The sequence below is a fragment of the Thalassoglobus polymorphus genome (genome assembly GCF_007744255.1).
GTDB classification, from domain to species: domain Bacteria; phylum Planctomycetota; class Planctomycetia; order Planctomycetales; family Planctomycetaceae; genus Thalassoglobus; species Thalassoglobus polymorphus.
In genome coordinates this window covers 1,443,313-1,468,600 of record NZ_CP036267.1, presented here as the reverse complement: position 1 = coordinate 1,468,600, position 25,288 = coordinate 1,443,313, and the positions used below count along the sequence as shown (strand labels likewise).

Here is a 25,288-nt window from a genome sequence, read left to right as displayed (position 1 = left end):
TAGACTTTTTTAGACTCGAGGGCTCCGGTGGCCTGAAAACACCTCTTAGCCCTCGCAGCCGTAAGTCGTTCTTTGGCAACCAGTAAGAAACTTGAGCCTACGATAAGATGCCTTTAGAACCCCATTTTCACCGACCCCGCGAAATCGTCGTTGCAAAGTGTGTATGCTTAGCGACTTTGAACGCGGGCGGGTCCTCCGCTCTAAAAAAGAGCGGCCCCATTGAAGCCTGGGGTGATGTCGGCTGCGGGACCACGCTTGCCGTCGGTCCTCCGCTCTAAAAAAGAGCGGCCCCATTGAAGCTTACGAACACGACAGCGCCAATTACGATCCCCAGAATGGTCCTCCGCTCTAAAAAAGAGCGGCCCCATTGAAGCTACTATAAATCTTTTTTTCATTTAGATTTGCCTCAGGGTCCTCCGCTCTAAAAAAGAGCGGCCCCATTGAAGCAAGGTGTCAAAATGGCTCTTAATTCAATCACTGCTTCGTCCTCCGCTCTAAAAAAGAGCGGCCCCATTGAAGCTGCCGCTATTCTATCAACGATAGTTATACGATTTTCGAGTCCTCCGCTCTAAAAAAGAGCGGCCCCATTGAAGCATCCTTTCTTGGGTTTGCCGATTTTTGGCGGTTTTCCGTCCTCCGCTCTAAAAAAGAGCGGCCCCATTGAAGCATTTTCATGTTGGAAGTTTAGAATATGATAACCACTAAGTCCTCCGCTCTAAAAAAGAGCGGCCCCATTGAAGCAAAACACCTGAAAGTGAAACTTTACCTTCCGAATCACGTCCTCCGCTCTAAAAAAGAGCGGCCCCATTGAAGCACCTCGCGTGCTGTTTTGCGGCTTCGACGATGTCGAGTCCTCCGCTCTAAAAAAGAGCGGCCCCATTGAAGCGGTAGGCTGCGATCCGCCATTCGTAGTAAACGTCCGGTCCTCCGCTCTAAAAAAGAGCGGCCCCATTGAAGCTGCGGGTGTGAGCGGTGGCAAGTCTTGCAACGACAGCGTCCTCCGCTCTAAAAAAGAGCGGCCCCATTGAAGCATCCTTTCTTGGGTTTGCCGATTTTTGGCGGTTTTCCGTCCTCCGCTCTAAAAAAGAGCGGCCCCATTGAAGCATTTTCATGTTGGAAGTTTAGAATATGATAACCACTAAGTCCTCCGCTCTAAAAAAGAGCGGCCCCATTGAAGCAACCATATCACCCATTGTGGTGAGTTCAATTTTTCGGGTCCTCCGCTCTAAAAAAGAGCGGCCCCATTGAAGCCCGTTGATTGGGACTCGGTAGTACGTCCCCCCATTATACGTCCTCCGCTCTAAAAAAGAGCGGCCCCATTGAAGCCAGTCTTAGTCATTTTCACTCTCTCTAGTTAGTTTGGTCCTCCGCTCTAAAAAAGAGCGGCCCCATTGAAGCTAGAGATAGACCAGGGCGGCGGCGATCGCCCCGGCGTGTCCTCCGCTCTAAAAAAGAGCGGCCCCATTGAAGCGTCTCAATCGTGATGTCGTCACAGAGTTGGTTGCTGTGTCCTCCGCTCTAAAAAAGAGCGGCCCCATTGAAGCGCCAATCAACAGACTCTGGCAACAACAGCCGTGAAGGGTCCTCCGCTCTAAAAAAGAGCGGCCCTATTGAAGCATCCCAGCTACGACAATAATACTGTTTCAACTTCTCACGCTTCATACAAACGGGGTGCGAGTGTTGACCGATCGGTCTAACCATCGTAGGCTTAACCGAGGCCGATTGAACCTTTGTGAGTTATGAATGCCGTGGGAAAAATCATTTGAAGAGTCGGATGTGATCGAACAGGCGATGAATGTCTTCTGGGAGAAGGGATATGCTGCCACCTCGATCTCTGACATCACAAACGCGACAGGAATCAAACGAGGCAGCCTCTACAACGCCTTTGACGGAAAGCATGACCTTTTCGTCCGCGCGCTGCTGAAGTACTGCGATGAGCTGAGAACAAGTAAACTTCGAAAGCTGGAAACAGTCGCTGATCCACGTGAAGCGATCAGGATGTTTTTCGACTCGCTCGTAAAGGCAACGCTCAGCGATCCCGATAAAAAGGGCTGCTTGCTGTTCAATACCGCACTCGAATATTCGTCACACGACGATGACGTCAAAAAACTCGTCTCGGCGGGGGTCAAAGAGGTCGTCAGTTTCTTTGAAGGACGAATCGATCGCGGTAAGGAACTTGGCAACATTCCCGAGTCGGTTGACACTCGCCCGACAGCCAAGGCTCTAGTTGCCCTGGCGGTTGGAATTCGTGTGCTGGGACGTGGGACCTTTGGGAAAAAGGGACTGGAACAGGTCTCTCAACAGGCTGTTGACTTGATTTCATGAGCAGAAAAGAAAATAGCTGAAATTATCAGGAATTCCTGGTAAGAAATTCTGCCAAGAAAGCGTCAAAGAGTTGTGAGGAGCGCGGCTCCTCATTTTTCGCCCCCTTCTAGACCGATTGGTCAAAACCAACAAAGGAAGCATGATGGCCAACTTTAGCGTTCACACGATCGAGACTGCCAATGACGACAGCAAGCCCCTGCTGGAAGATAGTAAGAAGGCGTATGGCTTTATTCCCAACCTTCATGCCGTGATGGCCGAGTCCCCTGCCCTGCTGGAAGCGTACCAGTCGCTCACCGATATCTTCGACAACAAAACGAATCTTTCAACGACGGAGCAGCAGATTATTACGATGACCAACAACCGGCTGAACGGTTGCTCGTACTGCATGGCAGCTCACACATCGATCATGCAGGCTGGAAAGGTTCCGGAAGACGTCATCAAATCATTGCGAGACGGAACAGCGATCGCCGACCCAAAACTGGAAGCCCTCCGCCTCTTCGCCGAGAAGGTGAATCTGCAACGAGGCAACCTCAACGATGGAGATATCGAAGAGTTGCTGGCTGCCGGTTATACGAAGCAAACAGTCTTCGACGTGATCGTCGGAACTGCCTTCAAGGTGCTATCGAACTACACGAACCACATTGGCGATACCCCGCTCGATCGCAACTTTTCAAAGAACGAGTGGAGTTCAGAGGCCTAACCCGTGCGTTCCCACGAAGCCGCTCTTGATCGTATTGAATTCGATATCAGGTCTCATTCTCATCCGACCTTGAAGTCTCAGCGCTCTGCTTAACAACACGACCTTAAGGAATGAAGGTCATCGACAACGTCGTCGCTGAATACCGCAGCGACTCGAAACCGAACCTCACTCCTCAACCGAAAAAGCGACATGAACACCAAAACAATTCCTCTCACTATCGTCACGCTGACCATCGCATTGACCGTAACCAGCGGGTGCACAGAAAGTGCGAATTCTCAAAGCGAGAACCCCGCAGCAACTCAACCAGAAGATCTTCCCATGCTTTCCGAACAGCTTGAAGAAAAAGCTGCCTCAAGCGTAACGCGAATTCCGGAAGACGTTCGTCAGGCATACGCACAAGGAATCGAGAAAGTCCGTGCGACCGGCATCGAGAAATCTGCCAAGCAGGTTGGCGATGCGGCGATTGACGCTCAATTGACAGGTTGGGACGGCAGCACAGTCAAGCTCAGTGAGCTTTGGCAGGAAGGACCGATCGTTCTAATGTGGTATCGAGGAGGCTGGTGTCCTTACTGCAACATTCAGCTGCGAGCCATGCAGCAGAGCATGGACAAAATCGAAAATTCCGGAGCAAAGTTGGTTGTTCTGACACCAGAACTTCCAGAGAAAGCCAAAGAAACAGCCGAGGCAAATGATCTGGATCTCGTAGCATTGCACGATAAAGACAATGCACTGGCGAGAAAGTATGGACTCGTCTTTCAACTTCCTGAAGCGATCATTCCGGCATACCGCGACAAACTCAAATTGCCCGAATACAACGGTAACGACGCAATGGAGCTACCACTTTCAGCAACCTACGTCATAGATCAGTCCGGCAAGATCACCTACGCGTTCCTGGATGCGGACTACAAGAAACGAGCCGAACCGGCTGACGTCATCAAAGCAGTGGAAGCGGCTGCACAAAAGTAGTCACGCTGCATGGAGTCTCAATAGTACACTTTGATGTAGTCGCTGGCGTCGAGTGGTAACAAGAATTTGATAGTTCCGCTGTCGACTATTTCAAAGGGAATGGATGCGTGATGAATCGACTCAACCCGAGTGACTGGTCGTGGACTGCGCAGGCGGAATTCAAGCTTCTTGATTGGCGTCAGCGTGTAATTTGCGATCGGTATGACGGCTCCGTTTTCAGCCTGTAGCAAAATCGCATCAACAAGCGGGACGTTGCAAGTGAGTGGAGGATCGACACCCGCAGCCCGCACTGGCTGCAGAATCAATTCGCGGGTTTTGGCAGGAAATTCCCAAGGATTGTACGATCGATTCAGACGCGCGTCCGCCGCCAAAGTTGTGGCAGTCGCTTTTTCGGGAACGTCGAGTGTTGGCGTTGGTGCTGACGTACGGTTGGCCGCCACATCTTCTTCAGTGGTCCGCGAGGCTTGCACTTCGCGTCGCGCGACAACGGCCTGCCTGATGTAGTCCAGCGCAGGCAGGAATCCCACCGAATAGATCACTCCGGTGCCAACATTCGTGCGAATTATGGCTGCAGTTCCGTCTTCAAACGTCGCTAAGACTTCGCCGCCTTTACTCGGAGTTTGATGCTGACGAACCGATAGAACGTCCAGTGTTACGCCATCAGCCACAACTTGATCTCGCGGTTGTAGAATATGGACGTAGCTGCCCGAATTCAAAAAAGGCTGGAGCGTTTCCAGAGAGTCGCGCTGCGAATCCAACTGCGAATCGAAGAGTTCGAGTGGACGATTGTACTCATCGCGACTGGCTGCCCCCGCCGACAGATACAGCGTTCCGCCTGAGGCGACCCACTCACTTAACTTACGTGCCGCTTCGAGTGTCAGGTTTGGGCCATCGACGTAACAGACTTTATAGTCCTTCAGGACGCCACGTTCGACCTGTCTCTCTCCTAAGAAGTCGACGGGAATTTGAGCATGAGCCAGTGCCATCCAGGTATGCATGCGGTTGAAGCCGAACGCGTGATTGCGGTTCATTGTCCAAGCATCTGAGGAAGAAGAATATAGAATGGCGACTTCAGCAGGTGCGGCCGTCGCCGACAGTAGCAGATCTTCCGCACCGCCAATTTCCCGGACAACTTCAGCGTTGGCACGCCACGTCTCAGGTTTCGAATACCAGGTATGGCTTTTCCATGCAGGTCCACCTTCGTGACTCCCCCAACTTACGCCATACGAAAAGTTCTTCCAGATCCGAACTCCTCTCGCTGTTTCGCTCGCAGCTTTGAGTTTGATGTCCCAGGATTTACGACCGGCGTGAGTCACCAGATAGTGTCCGATCGATTGCCCCCGTTCACGCGAGGCTGCACGCATCAAGTCGACGTTGTATGCTCCGCACTGATAACTGGACGCCCCGTTAGCCCAGTCTTCACTCCAAATCGCATTCTGGTCATCAGCGTCCAGTAATTCAAAATAGTCAACTCCTTGTCCGTACATGTTGGCATGATACGTCGCACCATCGCTGAAGTTGACGAGTGTCGGTAGAGATCGACCATAGGCCTCTTCCAGAATCCCCCGTTGAGTCGCCATGAAGTCACCCAGTGCACGGGTACGAAACCGTTGAGTGAAGTAATGTAACGCTGGAAACTCGTCGCGTTGGTTGTCCGGCACAGGTTTCACCTCATCCCAATTCGACACGAGTAAGTCGGCTGGCGACTTGCCCAGCTTCTTCAACCAAGCCTGAAAGGCGGTCACATAGGCTTCATCTTGAGCCATAAACGCCGCCGGTTGCCCCGTCGGTTCATCGGTGAGCATGCAGAAGACAATGTCGTGAATTGACTTGCCGCTGTTACGAAATTCAGAGGCCTTCGCGGCGGCTCGCTCCTTCATTCGTTCAATGTCGGGACTGCAATACGAACCATTCTGCATGTACCAAACACCACCAATGTACGACCGGGTACGATTCCAGAAGCCGAAGTAATCCAGCGTTTTCCATTCGCGCTCGCTGACCGACTTGTCGACTTGTGTGCCGTAACCTCCGACGGTTGCGCTGACGAAGAACGGGAACTTTTGTGGCTTCCTGCCGATCTCGGGCCAATCGAAAGCATCTGCGATTCGACCGGTCGCTTCAGCGAAGTTTGAGTCTCGCTTTAATCGACTGAGATTTTCTGCGGTTGTCAAATCAGGCGGAACGACAACGACCAAACCGTTTGGATCACTCTTCACGTCCATCGTTCGTACGATTGACTGCTCGTCTGCTGCCGTGGCGAACTCCAACCGGGCCTGCAATTTTGCGGCATGCTGATGATACGTGTGCCTCATGCTGATGTTCAGAATCGCCCCGCTGTCCTGGTAGAGCATAGGTGTGATGTTACACCACGGAGTCTGCTCGCCGCCCAGCATTCGTTCGCTATCCTTTGGCCGCAAACCCGGTTGTGCGCCTGCCTTGGAGAGACTGAAGTGTTGATACCACGGCGAACGATAGTGATCCGCAAAGATGTGAACATAGACAGGCTCGTCGTAGACCTTCCCCAAAGTTACTCGCAGAAACGTTTGTTCTCCATAAGGCAGATGGCTGGGGACCATCGTTTTATCGGTAGTCAGCAGGACGCAGTCGAGATGTCGCACATAACCTGAACAGTTCTTCTGTTCAAATTTCGTAAACTTTAAATCGACGGTCCCGGCGGGTAAGTCAGCATCGACGTAGTCCCACACATATGCCCAGCTCTTCGCATCCGGTTTTGATTGAAGGTCAAAGTCTTTCCCAATCGCCGTGTCGCCATGCAGCACGGCGAGTCGAAACGGCCCGCGAAAACGTTCATGGTGCAGATAGCGAACCCAGATTCGGTAGTTGCCTGGCTGTTTGATTTCGATTGCCCGGCGGGCGCTTCCGCGTGGATCTCCCGAGGCACCATGCAAAGTGTGCAATCGCGACGCCGACCGAGTCTGTTGATTTTTCGACACCTTCCAGGCGTCGGTCGTCGACGTAAAGTTCTCCGCCTCGACAAAGATCGGTTCTGCCCGAGCAGTTGAGCCAAGCAAGAAAAACAGCATCGCGGAGAGAATGAATTTCATCGTCGGCACTCGCGGTTCAAGGTTCGAGTCTATCGTTCTGCTTCGAATATCGTACTGACATGGAAACCTCTGCCACTGACCGATCGCCCCACAGGTGAATGCAAATGTGAGTGATGGTCAAGTTGGCTGAGGCCTCTTTGGGCGACGGCAGAGCAGATTACCCTTCCGATACTGGAGTTGAGTCAAAAACTCAAAGCGGGTTCAGTTTGCAGAGTTTTGTTGGCTCACATGTTCTTGGATCGCATCGAAGAAAGCCTTATGAATGTGTCTCGGCGCGGCATGTCCCATCAAAGGCTCATTGATGACTTGCTTGCCTCCTTGCAGTTGATTGTAGGCTGCGAAGCAACTTGACGGCGGGCAAACAGTATCAATGAAGCCGACACTCATGATTGCATCAGCCTTGCATCGACTGGCGAAATTGACGGCATCGACATACCGGGATGCTTCGAGAATCTTTGAGTCGGGTTCGCCATTCTCTGACTGCGGAACAAGTTTCGGCCACCCGTTGATACGATCGGCCGCTCGGCCGGAGTGATCGCAAATGGCTGGGACTCCGGTCGCAATAAACGTGACACGCTCATCGAGACCACCAGCGACAAGTGCCTGACCACCACCCTGACTATGACCAACAACGATGACTGTCTTACCGTCCCATTCTGGTTGGTCAGCGAGAAAATCGATGGCGCGTACTAACCTGAGGAACATCCCACGGAAGTAGGATGTTTCCCGATCCTCGCGACCGGCGTGGCGATAATTACTCAACCGTCCTGCATTCTGCTCTTGATAGAATTCTCCCGGCTTTCCGTTGGGAAGTCCATGTGCGTTGATGTCCATGGAGAGCATATTTGCTTTCGCCCCTTTGATTGCATTCGACAGACTTGAGCTGCGAACTCCCGCACCATGGACCCATAAAATCGCAGGCAAGCTCTTCTCTTTCGCATTACGTGGCTTGGCGAGGTAACCAGAAACCGGCGCTCCACCCAGGCAATCGACCTGCACATCGAAACACTGAACCGATTGATCTTTATGATCCACGTGCGTCAATTTGGCGTCTGCAGGAATTTGTGCCAACTGCTCCTTCTGGTCAGCCCAAAATTGATCAAAATCGTCCGGAACCGGAAGGCTCAAAGGAATTTTGGTTGGTGAAAATCCAAGCCCTGCTGTGGCGGATAGTTTTTTGTTTTCAGATGTCTGGAAGTTGACTCGGCACTTCAGGAATCCGGGAGAAGTCATCTTTACGGGAATCGTATTGCCATCCGCCAGATCGAGTTTCCCGCGTGGGAATTGATCCGCATGCTCCGACATAAAGTCGTCAACGACGTAAGTCACTTTTCCAGTGACAGGCTTCCCTCCCTGAGTGAGTGTCACGACGAATTTGGCTTCCTCGCCGATCTCGTAAATGGCGTTTTCTCTTTCTGCGACCACTTTGAGCGAATAGTTTTCTTCAGCTGCGAGAAGAGATCCAGACAGTACCAAGATCGCAAAGGTCAGAGGTCTCAGGAAAGATAGGGCGCGCATGAATTTCTCCGGGGACAGTATCAAATGTTTTCGATGAGAGTACATCTGAGATCAAGCTGAGACAACTCTTGAGCAAAATTGAGTGAGACTTCAGTCGTGGAACGATTCACCACATGAAATGCGCAGTCCTCCCAGCCAAGGCTATCGAAGAGTGTAGACTCCAGCCGCTTCAATCCAGAATTGGGAATTCGCCAGCAATTTTTATAGAGTGTCGCTGGGACTAATGGATCGAAACGGCACGCGTCAGCAAGTTGTAGTCGGTTTTGAAACAGGTTTATCCGAACAACGCAGCGATCGGTTTGCCCCCGTCGGTAATCGGCACGGGGCGGGCATTGTCGAAGAGTTCAAGTGCAGGATTGATGCCGAGTGCGGCGTGGATCGTCGCGTGGAAGTCCGGGACTGAAACGGGGTTTTCGACGATGTTCTTACTCAACTCATCGGTCACACCGTAAGCGCCTTGATGATTTAAACCGCCGCCTGCGAGAAGCAGGCTGAAGCAACTTCCCTGATGTCCTCGTCCACCGCGAGCATCGTAGGCGGCCGGACGACCGAACTCTGTGCCGATTGCAATGAGGGTTTTATCGAGCATCTTTTTTTGTTCGAGATCAGTGATGAGAGCTGACAAAGCGATGTCGAGTTCCTCGATGAGCAAGTGCTGATTCTGCTGGCCTTCGTTATGTGTGTCCCAGCCGGTGCCGTTGATGAAGTTCAGGTTATGTGAGACTTCGATGAACCGCACTCCTGCTTGCACCAGACGCCGAGCAAGCAGACAACGTTGACCGAACTCGCCGCCATAGGCTTGCCGCAACTCGTCAGACTCATCCTTCAGGCGGAAGTGTCGCATGAAGTCCGGTCCAGCTAGACGCAGAGCCTCAGACTGAGCATCCCGGTACTGCGCAACAACGGAGTCGTTCGGGACTCGGGCAGTTAAAGGTTCGAGCAACTGCCGACGTCGGTCGACGCGAAGTGACGTCACTCCTTCTGGTCGCGTGAAGCCAGCTGGTCCGCTTTCGGTATCAACGAGATAGACATAGCCTGCTTTAGCACCAAGAAAACCGGGGCCACGGCTGACGTTGGGGTAACCGATCAGCATATAGGCGGGGACATCCGGGTTGACTGCTCCTCGCACATGGCTGACGATCGAACCGATTGAGGGATAAGTCGTACTCCCAGTGATGAGCCGGCCGGTATGAACGAAGTTGGTCCCGAAAGCGTGTTCGTCGACCAGATGATGATTGACGGTTCGCACGGCAGTGAGTCGGTCAGCGAGCTTCGCAGTGCGGTGTAAATGCTCGCAGAACTTTACACCAGGGACGATGGTGTCGATCGTGTCGTACTCAGAGCCGGCGAGCTTTGGTGTCGCTTTGGAGTTCCCGCGATTCTTGGGATCGAACGTATCGATCTGGGCCATTCCCCCACCCAGCCAGACGAACACCACGTGCTCAGCTTTCCCTTTCGGGACGTTTATTGCAGTTGGAGATGCGAATGTTGAGCGACTTGCCAGAGCAGCTCCAGCTAATACGCCAGCTTGTTTTATGAAATGTCGTCGTTGCATCAAATTGTTCCAAATGTCAAGTAATCTGAGATCGCCAGCTTGAGAAGTTCAGCCATGTCCTGCAAACTTCTCAAGGGGTGTAAACCCATTCGGGAGCATTAAGAATTGCCCAGAGCACGTCCTCCATACGAAGACGCCAATCGTTGTCCAAGGCATTGGTAGGCGGGTCACCACGACGAGCTTCAGCTTCTTGCTGAACAGCCAGTTCATTGGCTGGGCCATCAACGTGATTCGACCAAGTCACATAGCGAACGGGTTCTCGCTTGCCTGGTGTCGGCTTGATTCGCTTCGATTCAGGGATGACACGAGTGTCGTACCCTTTGGACAATAAATTTACGTAAAGCTCTTTCTCTTCAGCCGACGGCTTCCGAGTCAGCAATTTAAGAAATAGTCGGTCAACCAGTTGTTCGACCGACTGATCTTCCATGACAAGCTGCGTGATTCCGTGTCGATCGCTCAGCCGCGTCAGCCAGATGCTCATGACGCCGTTGGCATAGATCGCTGGCTGAAGAATGTTGGAATCTGTGTCGCGAAGACTTTGCGGATCCTGTCTGGCTCCGCGCCAACCGAAGGTCTTTAACACACTTGTCACAGCCGTAATACGTGGCAGTGATAAACTGGGACGATCCCGTTCGTTGGACGTTGAAGCCAGCATCCAGGAACGCCGAGCATGTCCGAGGGTAATAGTGGTCTTAATAGAACGAACGCCGTCGATGTCCAGACTGACTTCTTCCAGATCGAAGGGAGTCCCGGTCGCGTGGAAAACAGAATCAACAATCTGCTCGGCTGTCAATCGTCGGGGGGCCGGGGAGATGAAGAGGGGGCTGGTTTCAGTCAGCGTTGGATCGGTCGCACGTTGATACGCATGCGAATTCAGAATCAATCTACTAACGGCCTTCATATCATAACCTGAGGCAACGAATTGATGCCCAAGCCACCGCAGCAAGTCTGGATGAGAGGGGCTGTTCTTTTCCCAATCGGACAGACTGGGCACCAGGCCACGCCCCATGAGCCGCTGCCAGACGCGGTTCACCATCACCTGCGCAAAACGTTCGTTTTGCGGAGCAGTGATGAGTGCAGCGAGTCGATCTCGTGAGTTTTCCGGATGTTCAGCCAGTGAGTCCGCCACCGATTCATCGCAGTAACGCTCGAAAGGCCAAGCTGGCTGAACTTGAGTCCCCGGTTCGAGAGTCACTTCAATAAGTGGTTTACGGCCGGTCTGCTCGAGTCGTCCAAGTGGGACGCTACTCGATTCGGGCAGCGTGATCGTTTTTTGTTTCAAAAGGGCCGCGAGTTGTAGTAAGTCCTCTTGCATTGAAACATGCGTTGGTGCGTCGTGACACCGGGCACATTTCATTTCGACCCCGAGAAACGCGGAGCTGACAATAATTCCCTTGGCGGCCATCGGCAGATCGTTCTGCGAAGCGGTGCCGAAGCCTGCCGGTCCACCGAATCGTTCACTCCCTTCCATGCGGATCAACTCTGTCACGAAAAGGTCGGCGGGTTTGTTATCAAGGAGCGACTCATACAGCCACCAGCGAAACGGGCCGGTGTTGTTCAGCGTCGGGTTAATCATATTTGGGTTTTCAGCGAGAACGTCGAGCCAGTAGCCCATCCAATGGTCTGCCCAGCGAGGATCGTTCAACAAGCGATCAATAACGTTGGCGCGGCGTGTCTCCGGGTTGTCGTTCATGAACGCAGCGATCTCGGCCTCAGTCGGTGTGACACCAACGGTGTCGAGAGTGACTCGCCGGAGAAAGCTGAGGTCGTCGGCGAGCGGAGTTGGCTCGAAGTTCTCGATATCGAATTGCGGCCATACAGCACCCTCCTCGATCCAGCGTTTTAGCAGAGCGACTTCGTCGTCCGTGAGTGGAGCTCCCTTTGGCGGCATGACGACGTACTCATCTTTCGAAGTGATTCTCGCAATGAGTTCGCTCTCGTCGATGTTTCCAGGAACGATGGCGGGCGTTTCGGAATCTCCCCCCTTCAGAATCGATGCGTGATCATCGATGCGGAGATTGCCCTGTGCCTTACCACCTTGATGGCATTCATAACAGCGCGACTCCAGTAATGGTCGAATCTCCTTGAAATAGTCGACACCACCCTGATCAGCTTTTGTTGAGTCTTGTTTACTCTCAGCAATCCGAGCAGCGATGAAATGATCGATTGCGTTGTGTGCGGGGGCATCATCCGGAAGCTCAGGAACGTTGACTTTGTCGGTCTCTGCCAGCCACGCAGCGGCCGCAGCGCGTCTTCCATCCCAATAAACCTGATGAGCAGCTCGACGTTCGGCGCGGGCAGCTGCGTTCACTCGGGCGAGCACTTCTCGGCGCTCTGCTTCATACTCCTGCCAGCCTTCATCCGTGTAACTGACTTCACGATCCCCAGCTGAAAGAAGCGACCATGACTCGCTCCCTTCCAGTGAGACAGCGACGACAGTTTCCCCGACCTCGGGCCGAAATCGCCCGCCGCCTGTGACGCCACCGACAAGTGTTTCCAGAATGACGAAATGCTCTCCGCCCGAAGTTTCGAATTCACACCAGGCGTCACGATTTCCCGGAGGTGCGAAGCGGAAGTCTGGACCGAGATCGAGGTAATTATCCTGAACTGAGAGCTTCTCATACCCTCCCGGATCGTTTGGTCGGGCTGACGTTTCGAGCAGTTTCTTTCCATCGATTGAAAGCCGACAAACACCACGACCTCTTAACAAAAGACGGTGTTTCCCAGCAGGGAGTTTCACTATCGCTGAGGCTCGTAAATGAGACGGATTCGCCCGGTCACCTCGAACACCTGTCGCAACATATTTTTGTGGAAGCTCAAACAGTCCGAAGACATCTTCGTGATAAGTCTCCGTGACCAACGGTTCCTCTGGCCAGTTATTCGAGGCCGGAACGCCCTCTTCACTAATCTGAACGAGCACCTTGCCAGATGGAATCATCTCGCGAGTCACAGGTGGTGGCGGTGGGACATAGGAGTAACGTTGAGCGATGACCTCTGGAGAGAACGGCTTGCGATAGATTGCGATGTTGTCCATCCAGCCCTGGAATGATTCAGCGGAACTGCGCCCATAACCGGTGCCGATCACCAGATCATCAGTGTCCTGCACCGGCGAGTGGCTCGTTGGACCACTGAGGTCCCAAACACCATCAACAGGTTTGCCGTCGATGTACGCGTGCAGGCTGTCAGCCTTTCCAAAAGTGAAATCAAACGCCAGGTGGTGCCAGCCGTTGAGCGGCATTTCGGCATTGCTCCACCAGCGATGCCAGTCGGGTTCCTTCGTTTCCGGGTGCTCACTCGTAAAGAGAAAACCGAGCTTGGCGCCGTCGCCGGTTCCCTTGAGTCGGAAGGCGTAGTTCTGGTTATTTTCGTTGAGATTCTCGCCAAATTTTCTATGGCGACCTTTCCCGATGAGATAAACCATCCGCCCTTTGCCAATCGATTTCAATTTCACCCAAGCTTCGAACGCAAATGTCTCTCCCGCCCCAAAGCGAACATTCGTAAATCCGCCTCGTTCGTGATCTTTGACAAGAATCCAGCCTTCATGACCGACAAAGGTCGCACTGTTGTTTGTTTCAGAAAATCCCGGATAACGCGGCGGACGGGGGCCACTGGCGGTCGCTCCGAATTTGCCTTGCCACGAACCGGGTTGCGACTCCCCATCAAATCGCCATTCCAGTATCGGTTCATTCTCACCCTCAGCGGCCTCTCCCTCAGCGGCGACCTCAAACGCAGGCAACATCAGCACCGTGAAAGTAGTAACTACAATCAGACTGACTCGAAATGTTCTGGAACTCCTTAAGCCGCAGGCATGAACGGCTTTCTGAAAGAGACTCATTTTGAATATCCTTAGAACTCATTCGAAGACCTCTCTTCAACCTCCTTAACAGTGACTAAGCACTGAAAGTTTTCTTCATCGCAGAGGTTGTCAAACAGGCTCTCAACTTCAGCTGAGGAAAGTCGGGTAATAATATCGGGAGCAACGAGATGATTATTATCGAGTACGCCCCTAATGAAGTGATCGCCAAAGGCGACCAGCTTCTACAATAATTCATTCACAATACCGAATTTTCAATGTTAGGGCACTATAGCAATAAATTATTGCAGGTCTGGCGACAATTTGAGAGAGGTAAGGTGGGACCTCTCTTTGAAATCTGCAGCATCTCAGAAATCGGCTGAATTCCGATGGCTGCTATATTGCACTTCATTTTTCTACTGCTCTTACTTGGCATGACGAGTACCTCTTGCTCAACTACTCTTTGGCCAAGGAATGAAATTCAAGCTTTTTCAGACCGGTTGCGAAGACAAATTTCAATCCCACAAAGGAACCAGTTTCTGTGATCAATTTTCCTGTTGTCTCAACGAAGTCCTCTCCGAGTCTGATTTCCCGTTTCATCGTTGTCCTCGCTTGCTTCTGCTCCGTCAGCGAAGGGGCAGAAAATCTCACTCAGAAAGCCCCTGCTTTCCTGGCGGGTGTCGCTGCGGTGGATATTACTCCGACGCAGTTTCCGGTCATTGTGAATGGACAGTTTCTCGAAGGGAAGGCAGACCGTGCTCATGACCGATTGATGTCACGTGCGATGGTCTTGGACGACGGCGAGACGCGCTTAGCAATTGTCGTCGTTGACAGTCTGATGATTCAGCGTCATCTCCTGGACGACGCTAAGGAGATGGCCCACGAGTCGACTGGGATTCCTGTCGATCGGATGCTGATCTCTGCAACACACACGCATTCCGCTCCGTCAGCGATGGGATGTCTTGGAAGTCGACCAGACGTTGAGTACCAACAGTTTTTGGTCGGTCAGATTGCCAAGAGTATTCATCAGGCAGCTGAGAAGATGCAACCGGCGAAAGTCGGTTGGACAGTGGTGAAAGATTACGAACACAACCATTGTCGTCGCTGGATTTATCGCCCTGATCGCATGGCGTCTGATCCTTTTGGTGTTCGTAACGTACGAGCACACATGCATCCGGGGTATTTAAGTAAAAATCATATCGCTCCTTCAGGACCAGCAGACACTGACCTGTCATTGATTTCAGTACAGACAAAAGAAGGTCAGCCATTAGGCGTCTTGGCAAATTATGCACTTCATTATTATGGAGCGCCTCTCGTGTCAGGCGACTTCTGCGGTCGCTTCGGGAACAAGTTCGCAGAACTGATCGGAGTCAAAGAAAATACCGATTCCTTCGTGGGGATCATGTCGCAAGGAACAAGCGGCGACAGCATGTGGATGGATTATGGATCACCGGCACAGAAACGGGATCTCGATCAATACACACTCGAAGTCGCCCAAGTGGCTCGCGAAGCATACAAAACGATTCAGTATCAAGATCATGTTTCACTCGCAATGGCTGAAGCGAAGTTGAAACTCCAACGACGTGCACCAGACGATGAGCGCTTGAAGTGGTCGCAGTCGATTCTCGAAGAGCTGGGTGATCAATTACCAAAGTCCAGAGCTGAAATTTATGCTCGCGAGCAAATCTATCTGCATGAAGAACCGGAAGTTGAAATTAAGTTACAGGCGGTCCGAATCGGTGACATCGGAATCACAGCGATTCCGAATGAAGTGTATGGTCTCACCGGGCTTAAGCTCAAAGCCCAAAGCCCGCTTCAACCGACCTTTAACATCGAGCTGGCAAACGGAGCGCAAGGCTATATCCCTCCTCCAGAACAACATGCGTTAGGGGGCTACACAACCTGGCCAGCACGGACAGCAGGACTGGAAGTTCAGGCAGAACCCCAAATTGTCGAGACACTATTGGGACTTCTCGAAAAGGTCGCAGGCAAGCCTCGTCGTGAAATTGAGGCACATACCAACGACTACTCAACAAGCATATTCGCCTCGAAACCGGCAGCATATTGGCGATTCAACGAAATGTCAGGGAGCCGCGCAGTCGATGCGATTGGACAGAATCACGGAACGTACGAAAACGGTGTGGCGTATTTCTTGCCGGGATTCGCTGAGACTTCAGAGCAGCAAAAGAAAACTGCCAATCGAGCAGCTCACTTTGCTGGTGGGCGAATGCAATCAGAAGTGAAAGGTTTGGGCGACACCTGGTCAGCCGAGTTGTGGTTCTGGAATGGTTTACCGAATGATGCTCGTGCGGTCACCGGCTACATTCTCTCACGTGGGACACCGGGACAAAAAGATGCTGCCGGTGATCATCTTGGAATTGGTGGCACATATCAGAATGCAGAAAATGCTGGCAAGCTGATCTTCTTCAATGGAAACGAGAAGGATGAACTGCTCATCGGGAAGACTGTGCTGCCCACAAAAACCTGGAATCATGTCGCCATCGTTCGAGACGGGCAACAGGTCAAAATTTACTTGAATGGAAACACCACTCCGGAAATTCGTGGGGAAGTTTCCGTCACACACCCGAAGGATGTCGATGACATTTTCGTCGGTGGTCGAAATGATGGACTCGCACCATTCGAAGGAAAGTTGTCAGAAATCGCGATTTACAAACGTACTCTCACCCTGCAAGAAATTGCATCACATTTCAGTTCATCGGGATTTGCGTTAGCAGAACAACAGGATGAAACTTCTCCCACCACCGGTTCGATTACACCTGAGGATCCTCCACTTTCCCCAGAAGAAACTTTGGCCGTTACGCATATTCGTGACGGATATGAAATTGAACTGATCGCAGCGGAACCATTGGTGAAAGACCCGGTCGCGATTGCGTGGGGAACTGATGGTCGGCTGTGGGTCGCAGAGATGGCTGACTATCCACTCGGCATGGATGGCAAAGGAAAGCCAGGCGGGCGTGTTCGATATTTAGAGGATACGAACAACGATGGACAATACGATCGCTCAACTCTGTTCCTGGATGGAATACGATTTCCAACCGGATTGATGCCCTGGCGAAATGGTGTCCTCATCACTGCCGCTCCAGAGATTCTCTTCGCAGAAGACACAACCGGCGACGGCAAAGCGGATAAGCAGGAGGTGTTGTATTCCGGGTTTCAGGAAGGGAATCAACAGCTACGAGTCAACGGCTTGCGTTGGGGACTCGACAACTGGATCTACTGCGCGAGTGGAGCCCATCACGGCGGTTACGGGGCCGATCGGAAACTTCACTCAACAAGATCAGACGCGACGGTTGAACTCGGAAGCCGAGACTTCCGGTTTCGCCCCGACACTGGCGACATCGATCCTCAAAGTGGTCCGTCACAATTCGGTCGAAATCGAGATGATTGGGGGAACTGGTTTGGTCAGCAGAACAGTTTCCCGCTCTGGCATTTTGTTTTGCAGGATCATTACCTGCGACGAAACCCTCACTTCGCGCCCCCTGATCCGCGCAAGATTCTAGTCGGTGAGCGAAATCCCAAAGTTTATCCAGCCAAGAGCCCGCAGAAACGCTTCCATGGATTCGAACAGTCGGGACGATTTACCTCCGCCTGCTCAGCCATCGTATATCGAGACGAATTACTCTTCCCGCGAGAGTTGAATTCGGAGCACGCTTTCACGTGCGAACCGTTTCATAATCTTGTTCAGCATAATGTCATCGAAACCGAAGGGCCAAGCTTTATGTCCCATCGAGATTCAGCAGAGAAAGAGACCGACTTCTTTGCTTCGAAAGATCGCTGGTGTCGCCCTGTGATGGTGAGAACGGGTCCAGACGGAGCGTTGTGGGTTGTGGACATGTATCGCTACATGATCGAGCATCCGCGGTGGCTGCCGCCAGAAGGTCAAAAAGAACTGGAACCGTTCTACCGTTCAGGAGAGAATCTGGGCCGCATCTATCGGATTGTTCCGAAAGGTCAGAAGCCGCGTCCGATTCAAAACCTGGAAACTCTCAATCCGGCTGAACTTGTCGAACTGTTAAACAGCCCCAGCGGAGAACAACGAGACTTGGCGAGTCAGTTGATCCAATGGAAAAACGACCCTGCGACAGTTGCCCCGCTCGAAGAGATCGCCCGAAAGAGTGAGAATCCGCTGGGTCGCCTGCATGCCCTCTGCACTCTTGATGGACTCGGCAAACTGACACCCTCGATTGTCGAACAGGCCCTGCAAGATGCACACCCCGGAGTCCGACGCCACGCAATTCGACTGGCTGAACCGATGGGCGAACAACATCCAGAGTTGATCGCCAAAGCAATTGAACTTGCGGATGATGCCGACGCTCGTGTTCGTCTTCAACTCTCTTGCACGTTGGGCGAATGGTCCGGTAAGGCGAGTGCAGATGCTCTCGTCGATCTCACCATTTCCGATGCGAACGATCCGTATCTCGTTTCAGCTCGAATGAGTTCAATCAATCAATCGAACCTCAGTGATGTCTTATCTTCTGCATTACTGAAAATTGAAAACCCTGCCGCAGGTCAACTTGTCGGGCAACTGCTCGCGTTGTCAGTGGCGTTTGAAAATCAAGCGGCCACGCTGGACGGATTAGAAGCAGTCCTGAGAACCCAAAATCCGGAGTTGCAAACATGGCAATGGAAAACGATCGCTGAGCTATTCGATGCTCTACAACGTCGCGATCTACCCCTGAACAAGTTGCTCAACGAAGAAGGTCAACGCGGAGAGTCACTACAGTTGCAAATAGACGACCTTGTCGCTGAAGCGTTTGCAACGGCAGTTGACTCGAATGCAGAAGAATCTCTTCGCATTGCAGCCATCCCTTTACTCGCACGGAATCCCGCAACACGATCTGCCGATCTCAGCAAACTCGCCACCCTACTGACACCACAAACTCCGCCATCGGTTCAGGTTGCAGTTGTTCGTCACCTGGGGTCAACCTCTGACAGGAAAGTCAGCGCTCATTTGCTGGAAGGCTGGAGCAGCCACGGACCGGCGCTGAGAAATGAAATGATAGCGATCTTGTCGACTCGTCGTGAATGGTTAACCGATCTGCTGGACGCCATCGAATCCGGGAGTGTCGCCCGTACCGATATCGGGGCCTCTGCACGCCAGGTCCTTTCAGCCTATCGCGATAAAAACATTCGCGAACGCATTTCGAAGTTGCTCGCCGAATCGGGAAGCGAAGACCGACGCCAGGTTGTTCAAGAATATCAAAACGTACTCAGCCTCAAGGGATCAGTGAGTCGTGGTAAAGAGATCTTCAAGAAGCAGTGTTCAACTTGCCACAAACTCGACAACGTTGGCTTTGACATTGGTCCGAATTTGCGATCTCTCACTGACATGAAACCGAGTAGCCTGCTCACGTCGATTCTCGACCCGAGTGCCGCAGTCGACGGAAAGTTTGTCACCTACGTCGCAGCGACCGAAGATGGTCGTGTCTATACCGGAATCATGGCAGCAGAGACCGCCAACAGCATCACTCTCGTCGAACAGGAAAAGAAGCAGCGAGTGATTCTCCGGAACCAGCTGGCAGAAATCCGCAGCACTGGAAAATCCCTGATGCCAGAAGGCTTGGAAAAAACGATGAAACCGCAAGACTTCGCCGACGTGATCGAATACGTTCGCCAGAAGGATTCGAAATAACTTAACTGCTCTCGTCAGTTTCGAAGTTCACGAGCCAGTTTTTTCGCAGCGGGTTGCCATTTCCCTGGGTCTTCGTGTCCGAAAGCGGTCACCATTTTCCAGGTTCCAGCGAAACCTTTGGGGACCTTCTGGCTCTGGAATGCTTTCAAGTAATACTTGCGGTACGTCTTCGGGACGTTCCATACCATCGAGATACTTTCTGTTTCTTTGGGAGCAGAAAGTATCCGGGAAACTGCAAATTGCTGGCTGTTGGGCTCATAGATCGAAAGCCAGTCAACGACTCGATTAATGTAGAACAGTCGAGCAAATTTTTCGTCGTCCAGAAGTGGTTGATGAATATCTTCTTCTGGAGTGGCATCGTTGCCTGCGATCAGTTCCGAAGCCGTTGGAGTCCACGCGTGCATGAAGTGATAGACGAGATCAAGATGCGTCTCAACGTCGGCTTCGACAGTCGTCGTTTCGTAAAAGCGGTTCTCCTTGATCTCAAAGATGTTGGTCAGGATGAAGCCGCGAATCTTTGATCTTCGCACGAAGCGGAATGTTTCTCCCTGAAGTGTCGCTTGTAAAGTGGTGAGTTCTTTTCCATCTAAAAAGAAGGCGAGAGACTGCAAGTCTTCGGGTTCGTTTTCAAGATGTGCCGTTCCAATGAAACCAATTTCGGGATAACGGAAAACTGTCCCATAAGCACTTCGTTCGGTTGTCATCGGTGTTCCGCGAAAATCAATTCGCCCAGGAGTCCATTGCGTCGACTGCCGCAAGAGGATTGTCACCTCTCCGCACTTCACTGTGATCGACGGCAACTCTGGACCGATATTGGGACGAAAGTCTTCAGCTGAAGCACTCGTTACAAGCGAGAAGAGCAAGCAAGTAAAAATTGTTTTCATCATTCGATAAAGCTTCCTGGTGAGGAATTCAGAACAGTGTTGAAACGGTGACTGCATGAAAGTGACTGCATGAAGGTGTTACATCACGGGCTTCAACAGGCCTTCACGGTTCGTTCCCAGAAATGGCGGAATTCCTTGCAGTTCAATGTAGTAGTCTTCCATTGATCCCGTAGCAGGTCGCGACAGTCGCAGTGTCCAGATTTCCCCCTGTTCGGATTCAGGAACACCAACGAATTGCTCTGGCATGGCTATTGTTGCCTTCTCCCACACAGATTTCCCTTGAGGGTTCAGTATCGCTGCCCCGATCCCTTCCATCCCTTCTCCGAAAATTTTCACTCCGAAGTCTTTCGTATTGGCGGGGACGTAGAAGTACAAATCGCCGACCGAAGAGATCAACCAGACTCGTGTCTTCTCACCTGACATGACAGTCGGGCAATTCGTGGAGGACAATTGAAATTTATTCGGACCACTTTGGATCGGGATTCTGTAGAGACCGGTTTCAGGTGCGACAAAGCTAAGCGAAGTGGTCGACAGAAACGGAACTTTCCCAACGTTCAAATCTTTCCCGCTGGGGGTGATTGCATTGACCTGAATTGGCTGCCCGGAATAGTTTCCAACTTTCAAATGGTTCAAAGTGATTTTGATTTCTTTGTCTCGTTCGGCAAAAATCAGATACGTCCCCCACTTACGCTGAGTGAATGAAGTCTGCCTGAAAGTCTGATCGATCTTGTTTGAGTTGACAGGAACGAAATCAAGCTCCTCAGTATCATATCTCGGGAACCGTTTGAAAGTGTTCCCATGGTGCAATTTCGCCAGTAATTCCGGAGTGATCTGTAATTGTGTCTCCTTGTTTCCAGCCCGAATTGTCACATCCCCGGTGATGTCAGCCAGCCTTAGCCCGCCAGCACCATCATGAAAGCTCATCACGGGTCGGCCAATTGAATCTTCAATCACGCAGTTCTCAAAGTGAATCCCGCCGACGTCGCGCTGATCACCAACTCTCGTCATGAACTGAATCACCGGAGTTTTTGCGTCCCCTGCACCGGGCTTCAACTTACAGTTCACGAAGCGTATTTTTGCTCCTTCAAGCGGTTTACTTCTGAGAGTGGTAACCGCTCCTTTCCCGCCGGAGAAGTCGCAGTCAATGAAGTCAACCGTTCCGGTCATTGGGCCTTGGTCACCACCTTCACCATTAGTAAAAGAAATCGGTGCACGATTCGAACCACGGGCCACGCAGTTCTCAAGTCGGATCGAAATCGGTTTCGATTTGGCTGTCATGTTGGGGAGATAGAAAGCATATCCAACGCCCGCATTGTCTTCTGCAACACAGTTTCGCATCACACAATTCACGAGTGATTCATTGGCATGATTCGGTTCAAAATCGATGCCAGCCATCGGACTGGTCCCAGCGGTGTTCTTCATGATCGTATTCTCGATCAGAAGATTTTCCGCGGTAATGACGCTGATTCCCTGGCGATAATGTTTGTCGAGAACGACATCGAGAATGTGAACATCTTTGTTCGTTTTCCCGCCACTTCCAACCCCGAGATAGATTCCGTCGCCCCCGCTTTCCATCATGGTGAGCCCCGAAACTTTAACGTTCGAACTCCCTCGGATCAGTAACGTGTTTCTCCACTCAGCTTTCTTGTAAGGGGCCTTCGCGTAATCGTCCCGGTGCATTTTCAAGGTCGCTCCGTACCCCGAAATCGTCACGTTTTTCTTGTTAACAATATTCAAAAGAGAATCGGTCGACCCTTTGAATTCCCCCCTCTTCGCTTGAAGGACTGCACCTTTTTCGAAAACCAGTTCTTGATCACTGGCTGCATTGATCGGGGTGACAATCCAAGGCTGCCCCATATCTTCGATGATGACACGCTTTGCCCCCGAGTCGATCGCACTTTGAAGACTTTTCGTAGAGTCAACTGGATCAAAACCCCACCACGATGCACGAGCCTCAGTGATCTTTCCTGATTTGACGTCATCAATTTTTGTTTGATCGACATCGCTGACAGAAGCGACAGCCAAGGCGAAGAGTCCGAGAACGATATTCATTGTATGAGTCCTGAAATTCGAGCAACTTCAATTGTTGGATGTCTCTGTGAAGGCCACTTTCATGACTTCGCAGAGAGCTCGCCACGAGGCAGAACTTGGTGATCAACAATTGAATTTGCTTCAGATTCTGGGAAACATAGTTGATCCCCAGTCTGTGAGTAAACCTTCGCTTCGGCAGTTGCTACGCCTCCATTCACGAGATAGTATGACAAGCTGAAAGCTCGCTTCTGCTCCCGATGCGGGTTCGTCGTGACGCTTTCAAAATTGCCTGCCCGTTTTGTCCTCGCACTTTGAATTTTCACAAAACGAATTTTCATAAACCTCGTGGCCATCAGCCCTCCCCTTCTTCCCATTTTTTTGCCCTACTGAATTTCCAAATCCTGCTTTGCTCCTTATCGTTTGCGAACGAGGTTGGCTTTGGTTTTTTGAATAATTGCAGAAATACTCACCTGCAGAAACAATCACCCCGCGGAGAACAAAGATGTTACGAACTCGTCATCGCGCATCAGCGATGCTGATCGCCCTATTAACCCTTGCAGGGCTCAATCAGCTCTCGTCGACGCTCCAGGCGGCCCCTCCCAAAGGGTTCACGTCGATTTTCAACGGCAAAGATTTGACCGGTTGGAAAGGTCTTGTCGGAAATCCAAAGACTCGCGCAGCGATGTCCGCAGAAGAGCTTGCATCTGCACAGAAGGAAGCAGATGAAGTCATGCGGGCACACTGGAAAGTTGAAGATGGTGTACTCGTCTTTGATGGAAAAGGGAAAAGCCTTTGCACCGACAAAGACTATGGAGATTTTGAACTCTACGTTGACTGGAAAATCCTCGAAGGAGGAGACAGCGGAATTTATCTGCGAGGCAGCCCTCAGGTTCAAATCTGGGATACCGAACACGAACCTTACTTCCGCCATGGAGCTGAGAATGGTTCAGGATCGCTCTGGAACAATAAAAAACATCAGCGATTTCCGCTTGTCAAAGCAGATAAGCCGGTTGGCGAATGGAACACCATGTACATTCGCATGGTTGGCGAACAAGTGACAATCAAGTTGAACGATCAACTCGTCGCTGACAATGTTGTCATGGAAAACCTTTGGGAACGCAACTTGCCAATTTACCGCAATGGGCAGATCGAATTGCAAAACCATGGCAACACTCTCTATTTCCGAGAGCTTTACGTTCGTGAAATCCCGGGAAGTGAAGCCAATGAAATTCTGCAAGCTCAAGAGAAGAACAAAGGCTTTGAGAAAATTTTCAATGGAAAAGATCTCACCGGTTGGAAGGGCGCAGTCGACAGCTATGAAGTTGTCGATGGCAAACTCATCTGTAAAGAGGGAGCAATCGGATCGCTCTACACAGAGAAAGAATACTCAGACTTCGTCGCCACCTCAGAGTTCAAACTTCCGCCAGCAGGCAATAATGGGTTCATTCTTCGTTACGCTGGTGAAGGGCAACCACATATTGCAGGACTTGAACTGCAAATTCTCGATTCGGAAGATCCGAAATATGCCAAGCTCGATCCCCGACAGTACCACGGATCTGTCTACGGTTTAGTTCCAGCTCATCGTGGCTATTTACGCCCAACAGGAGAATGGAACTTCCAGAAAGTCACGATGCGTGGCTCCAATATCATTGTCGAATTGAACGGAACTACGATTCTGAATGCCGACTTGTCGCAAGTCAAAGAATCGAAAGATGGAGAAGTTCCTGCTGGGGCAAAACGAAAGAGCGGTCACTTCGGACTGGCTGCACACCGTGACCCGGTTGAATTCCGTAATCTTGCGATTCGCGAATTACCCGGCGAGCCAGCAGTTCCTCCATCACGTGACATCGCAATCAGCCCGACCGATGGTCCGATCAAAATCTTCAACGGTCGTAACCTGGAAGGGATGTACACCTGGATTCGTGGTTCAGATTACGCTGATCCCAAGAAAATCTTCACAGTCAAAGACGGCATGATTCATATTTCCGGCGACGGTTACGGCGGATTGATCACCAATGAATCCTACCGTGACTACCACCTCATTCTGGAATTCAAATGGGGTAAGAAAACCTGGGGAAATCGTGTCGATCGAACACGCGACTCCGGTCTTTTGGTCCATTGCTGGGGACCGGACGGGGGGCTTTCAAATACATGGATGGCATCCATTGAAGCTCAAATCATTGAAGGTGGAGTTGGCGATATTCTCGTGCTGTCCGGCTCTGATCCCGTGACAGGTCAGGCTTATCCGGTTTCATTGACTGCAGAAATCACAAAAGACCGAGATGGCGAAAAAGTCTGGAAGAAAGGTGGCGAACGAACCACACTTTCCAGAGGACGCATCAACTGGTATGGACGAGATGTGGACTGGGTCGACAAGATCGACTTCCGAGGAAAAGATGACGTCGAAAGCCCATTCGGTGAGTGGACACGAATGGAAGTCATTGCAGATGGCGGACACTTGCTTTACAAAGTCAATGGCGTTGTCGTCAACGAAGGTTTCGAAGCGAAGCCCGATTTCGGAAAGCTGCTTCTGCAAACCGAACAGGCTGAAATGTTCGTAAGACGCTACGAATTGTGGCCCATCGGCAAAGCTCCGAAAGACAAGCTGAAGCAGTAATTCAGACTTGTGATTTCTTGCTCATCTCAGACAGCACGCCATTCATGGCGTGCTGTCTCTTTAATTACGTAACGCTCAAAACACTTTTGTACCAGTCCGAAAAATTATGGAATGATCACTTCCCTCAGTGTTTAAGAGCGCAATTTCAGGTTTCAGGATCAGTCCTACATAAACAGACAGC

11 protein-coding genes and 1 CRISPR repeat array are annotated in these 25,288 nt (G+C 51.5%); of the genes, 5 read left to right on the top strand and 6 right to left on the bottom strand.

From position 1 onward, the window contains the following. Window positions 1–190 precede the first annotated feature (190 nt). A CRISPR array of direct repeats spans window positions 191–1,617; the repeat unit is 36 nt; unit sequence GTCCTCCGCTCTAAAAAAGAGCGGCCCCATTGAAGC. A 126-nt stretch (window positions 1,618–1,743) separates the two neighbouring features. From Mal48_RS05410 to Mal48_RS05400, 3 genes are all read left to right on the top strand, one after another. Next, window positions 1,744–2,325 carry a TetR/AcrR family transcriptional regulator gene (locus Mal48_RS05410; protein WP_145196876.1) on the top strand — a complete coding sequence of 194 codons (582 nt, stop codon included), beginning with the start codon at window positions 1,744–1,746 and terminating at the stop codon, window positions 2,323–2,325. A gap of 142 nt (window positions 2,326–2,467) precedes the next feature. Next, entirely contained in the window at window positions 2,468–3,025 is a 558-nt protein-coding gene (locus tag Mal48_RS05405) for a carboxymuconolactone decarboxylase family protein (RefSeq protein ID WP_145205771.1), read from the top strand. A 189-nt stretch (window positions 3,026–3,214) separates the two neighbouring features. After that, window positions 3,215–3,991 carry a peroxiredoxin-like family protein gene (locus Mal48_RS05400; protein ID WP_145196875.1) on the top strand — a complete coding sequence of 259 codons (777 nt, stop codon included), beginning with the start codon at window positions 3,215–3,217 and terminating at the stop codon, window positions 3,989–3,991. A gap of 17 nt (window positions 3,992–4,008) precedes the next feature. Here the strand turns inward: Mal48_RS05400 and Mal48_RS05395 are convergent, their stop codons facing one another. The 4 genes from Mal48_RS05395 to Mal48_RS05380 all read right to left on the bottom strand — a co-directional run bounded on the left by Mal48_RS05395 (window position 4,009) and on the right by Mal48_RS05380 (window position 13,868). Further along, window positions 4,009–7,056, bottom strand: coding sequence for a beta-galactosidase trimerization domain-containing protein (locus tag Mal48_RS05395; protein WP_145196873.1), 3,048 nt, complete (start codon window positions 7,054–7,056; stop codon window positions 4,009–4,011). Between the two features lie 201 nt (window positions 7,057–7,257). Continuing rightward, the gene (locus Mal48_RS05390; protein ID WP_197442078.1) at window positions 7,258–8,574 is read right to left on the bottom strand and encodes an acetylxylan esterase; all 1,317 of its coding nucleotides are present in this window, start codon (window positions 8,572–8,574) and stop codon (window positions 7,258–7,260) included. A gap of 274 nt (window positions 8,575–8,848) precedes the next feature. Beyond that, entirely contained in the window at window positions 8,849–10,129 is a 1,281-nt protein-coding gene (locus tag Mal48_RS05385) for a DUF1501 domain-containing protein (protein ID WP_145196869.1), read from the bottom strand. Window positions 10,130–10,199: 70 nt separating this feature from the next. Further along, complete coding sequence (locus tag Mal48_RS05380) at window positions 10,200–13,868, bottom strand: DUF1553 domain-containing protein (protein WP_231739920.1); 3,669 nt, start codon at window positions 13,866–13,868, stop codon at window positions 10,200–10,202. A 595-nt stretch (window positions 13,869–14,463) separates the two neighbouring features. Between Mal48_RS05380 and Mal48_RS05375 the strand changes: the two genes are divergently transcribed. Then, a complete protein-coding gene (locus Mal48_RS05375) occupies window positions 14,464–19,575 on the top strand; it encodes a neutral/alkaline non-lysosomal ceramidase N-terminal domain-containing protein (protein ID WP_145196865.1) in 5,112 nt (1,703 codons plus the stop codon). A 14-nt stretch (window positions 19,576–19,589) separates the two neighbouring features. On the opposite strand, the gene Mal48_RS05370 is transcribed toward Mal48_RS05375, so the two are convergent. Next, window positions 19,590–20,462: a hypothetical protein gene (locus tag Mal48_RS05370; RefSeq protein ID WP_145196863.1), complete on the bottom strand. Its 873-nt coding sequence runs from the start codon at window positions 20,460–20,462 to the stop codon at window positions 19,590–19,592. A gap of 75 nt (window positions 20,463–20,537) precedes the next feature. Next, entirely contained in the window at window positions 20,538–22,511 is a 1,974-nt protein-coding gene (locus tag Mal48_RS05365; RefSeq protein ID WP_145196861.1) for a glycoside hydrolase family protein, read from the bottom strand. 481 nt (window positions 22,512–22,992) lie between these two features. Between Mal48_RS05365 and Mal48_RS23155 the strand changes: the two genes are divergently transcribed. Then, window positions 22,993–25,107 carry a 3-keto-disaccharide hydrolase gene (locus Mal48_RS23155; RefSeq protein WP_197442077.1) on the top strand — a complete coding sequence of 705 codons (2,115 nt, stop codon included), beginning with the start codon at window positions 22,993–22,995 and terminating at the stop codon, window positions 25,105–25,107. Window positions 25,108–25,288 lie beyond the last annotated feature (181 nt).

Bases quoted from the DNA above. Each gene is read 5' to 3' on its own strand.
- Mal48_RS05370 (WP_145196863.1), bottom strand. From the start codon at position 20,462: ATGATGAAAACAATTTTTACTTGCTTGCTCTTCTCGCTTGTAACGAGT.
- Mal48_RS05395 (WP_145196873.1), bottom strand. From the start codon at position 7,056: ATGAAATTCATTCTCTCCGCGATGCTGTTTTTCTTGCTTGGCTCAACT.
- Mal48_RS05400 (WP_145196875.1), top strand. From the start codon at position 3,215: ATGAACACCAAAACAATTCCTCTCACTATCGTCACGCTGACCATCGCA.
- Mal48_RS05390 (WP_197442078.1), bottom strand. From the start codon at position 8,574: ATGCGCGCCCTATCTTTCCTGAGACCTCTGACCTTTGCGATCTTGGTA.
- Mal48_RS23155 (WP_197442077.1), top strand. From the start codon at position 22,993: ATGTTACGAACTCGTCATCGCGCATCAGCGATGCTGATCGCCCTATTA.
- Mal48_RS05410 (WP_145196876.1), top strand. From the start codon at position 1,744: ATGCCGTGGGAAAAATCATTTGAAGAGTCGGATGTGATCGAACAGGCG.
- Mal48_RS05380 (WP_231739920.1), bottom strand. From the start codon at position 13,868: ATGTTGCCTGCGTTTGAGGTCGCCGCTGAGGGAGAGGCCGCTGAGGGT.
- Mal48_RS05405 (WP_145205771.1), top strand. From the start codon at position 2,468: ATGGCCAACTTTAGCGTTCACACGATCGAGACTGCCAATGACGACAGC.
- Mal48_RS05385 (WP_145196869.1), bottom strand. From the start codon at position 10,129: ATGCAACGACGACATTTCATAAAACAAGCTGGCGTATTAGCTGGAGCT.
- Mal48_RS05365 (WP_145196861.1), bottom strand. From the start codon at position 22,511: ATGAATATCGTTCTCGGACTCTTCGCCTTGGCTGTCGCTTCTGTCAGC.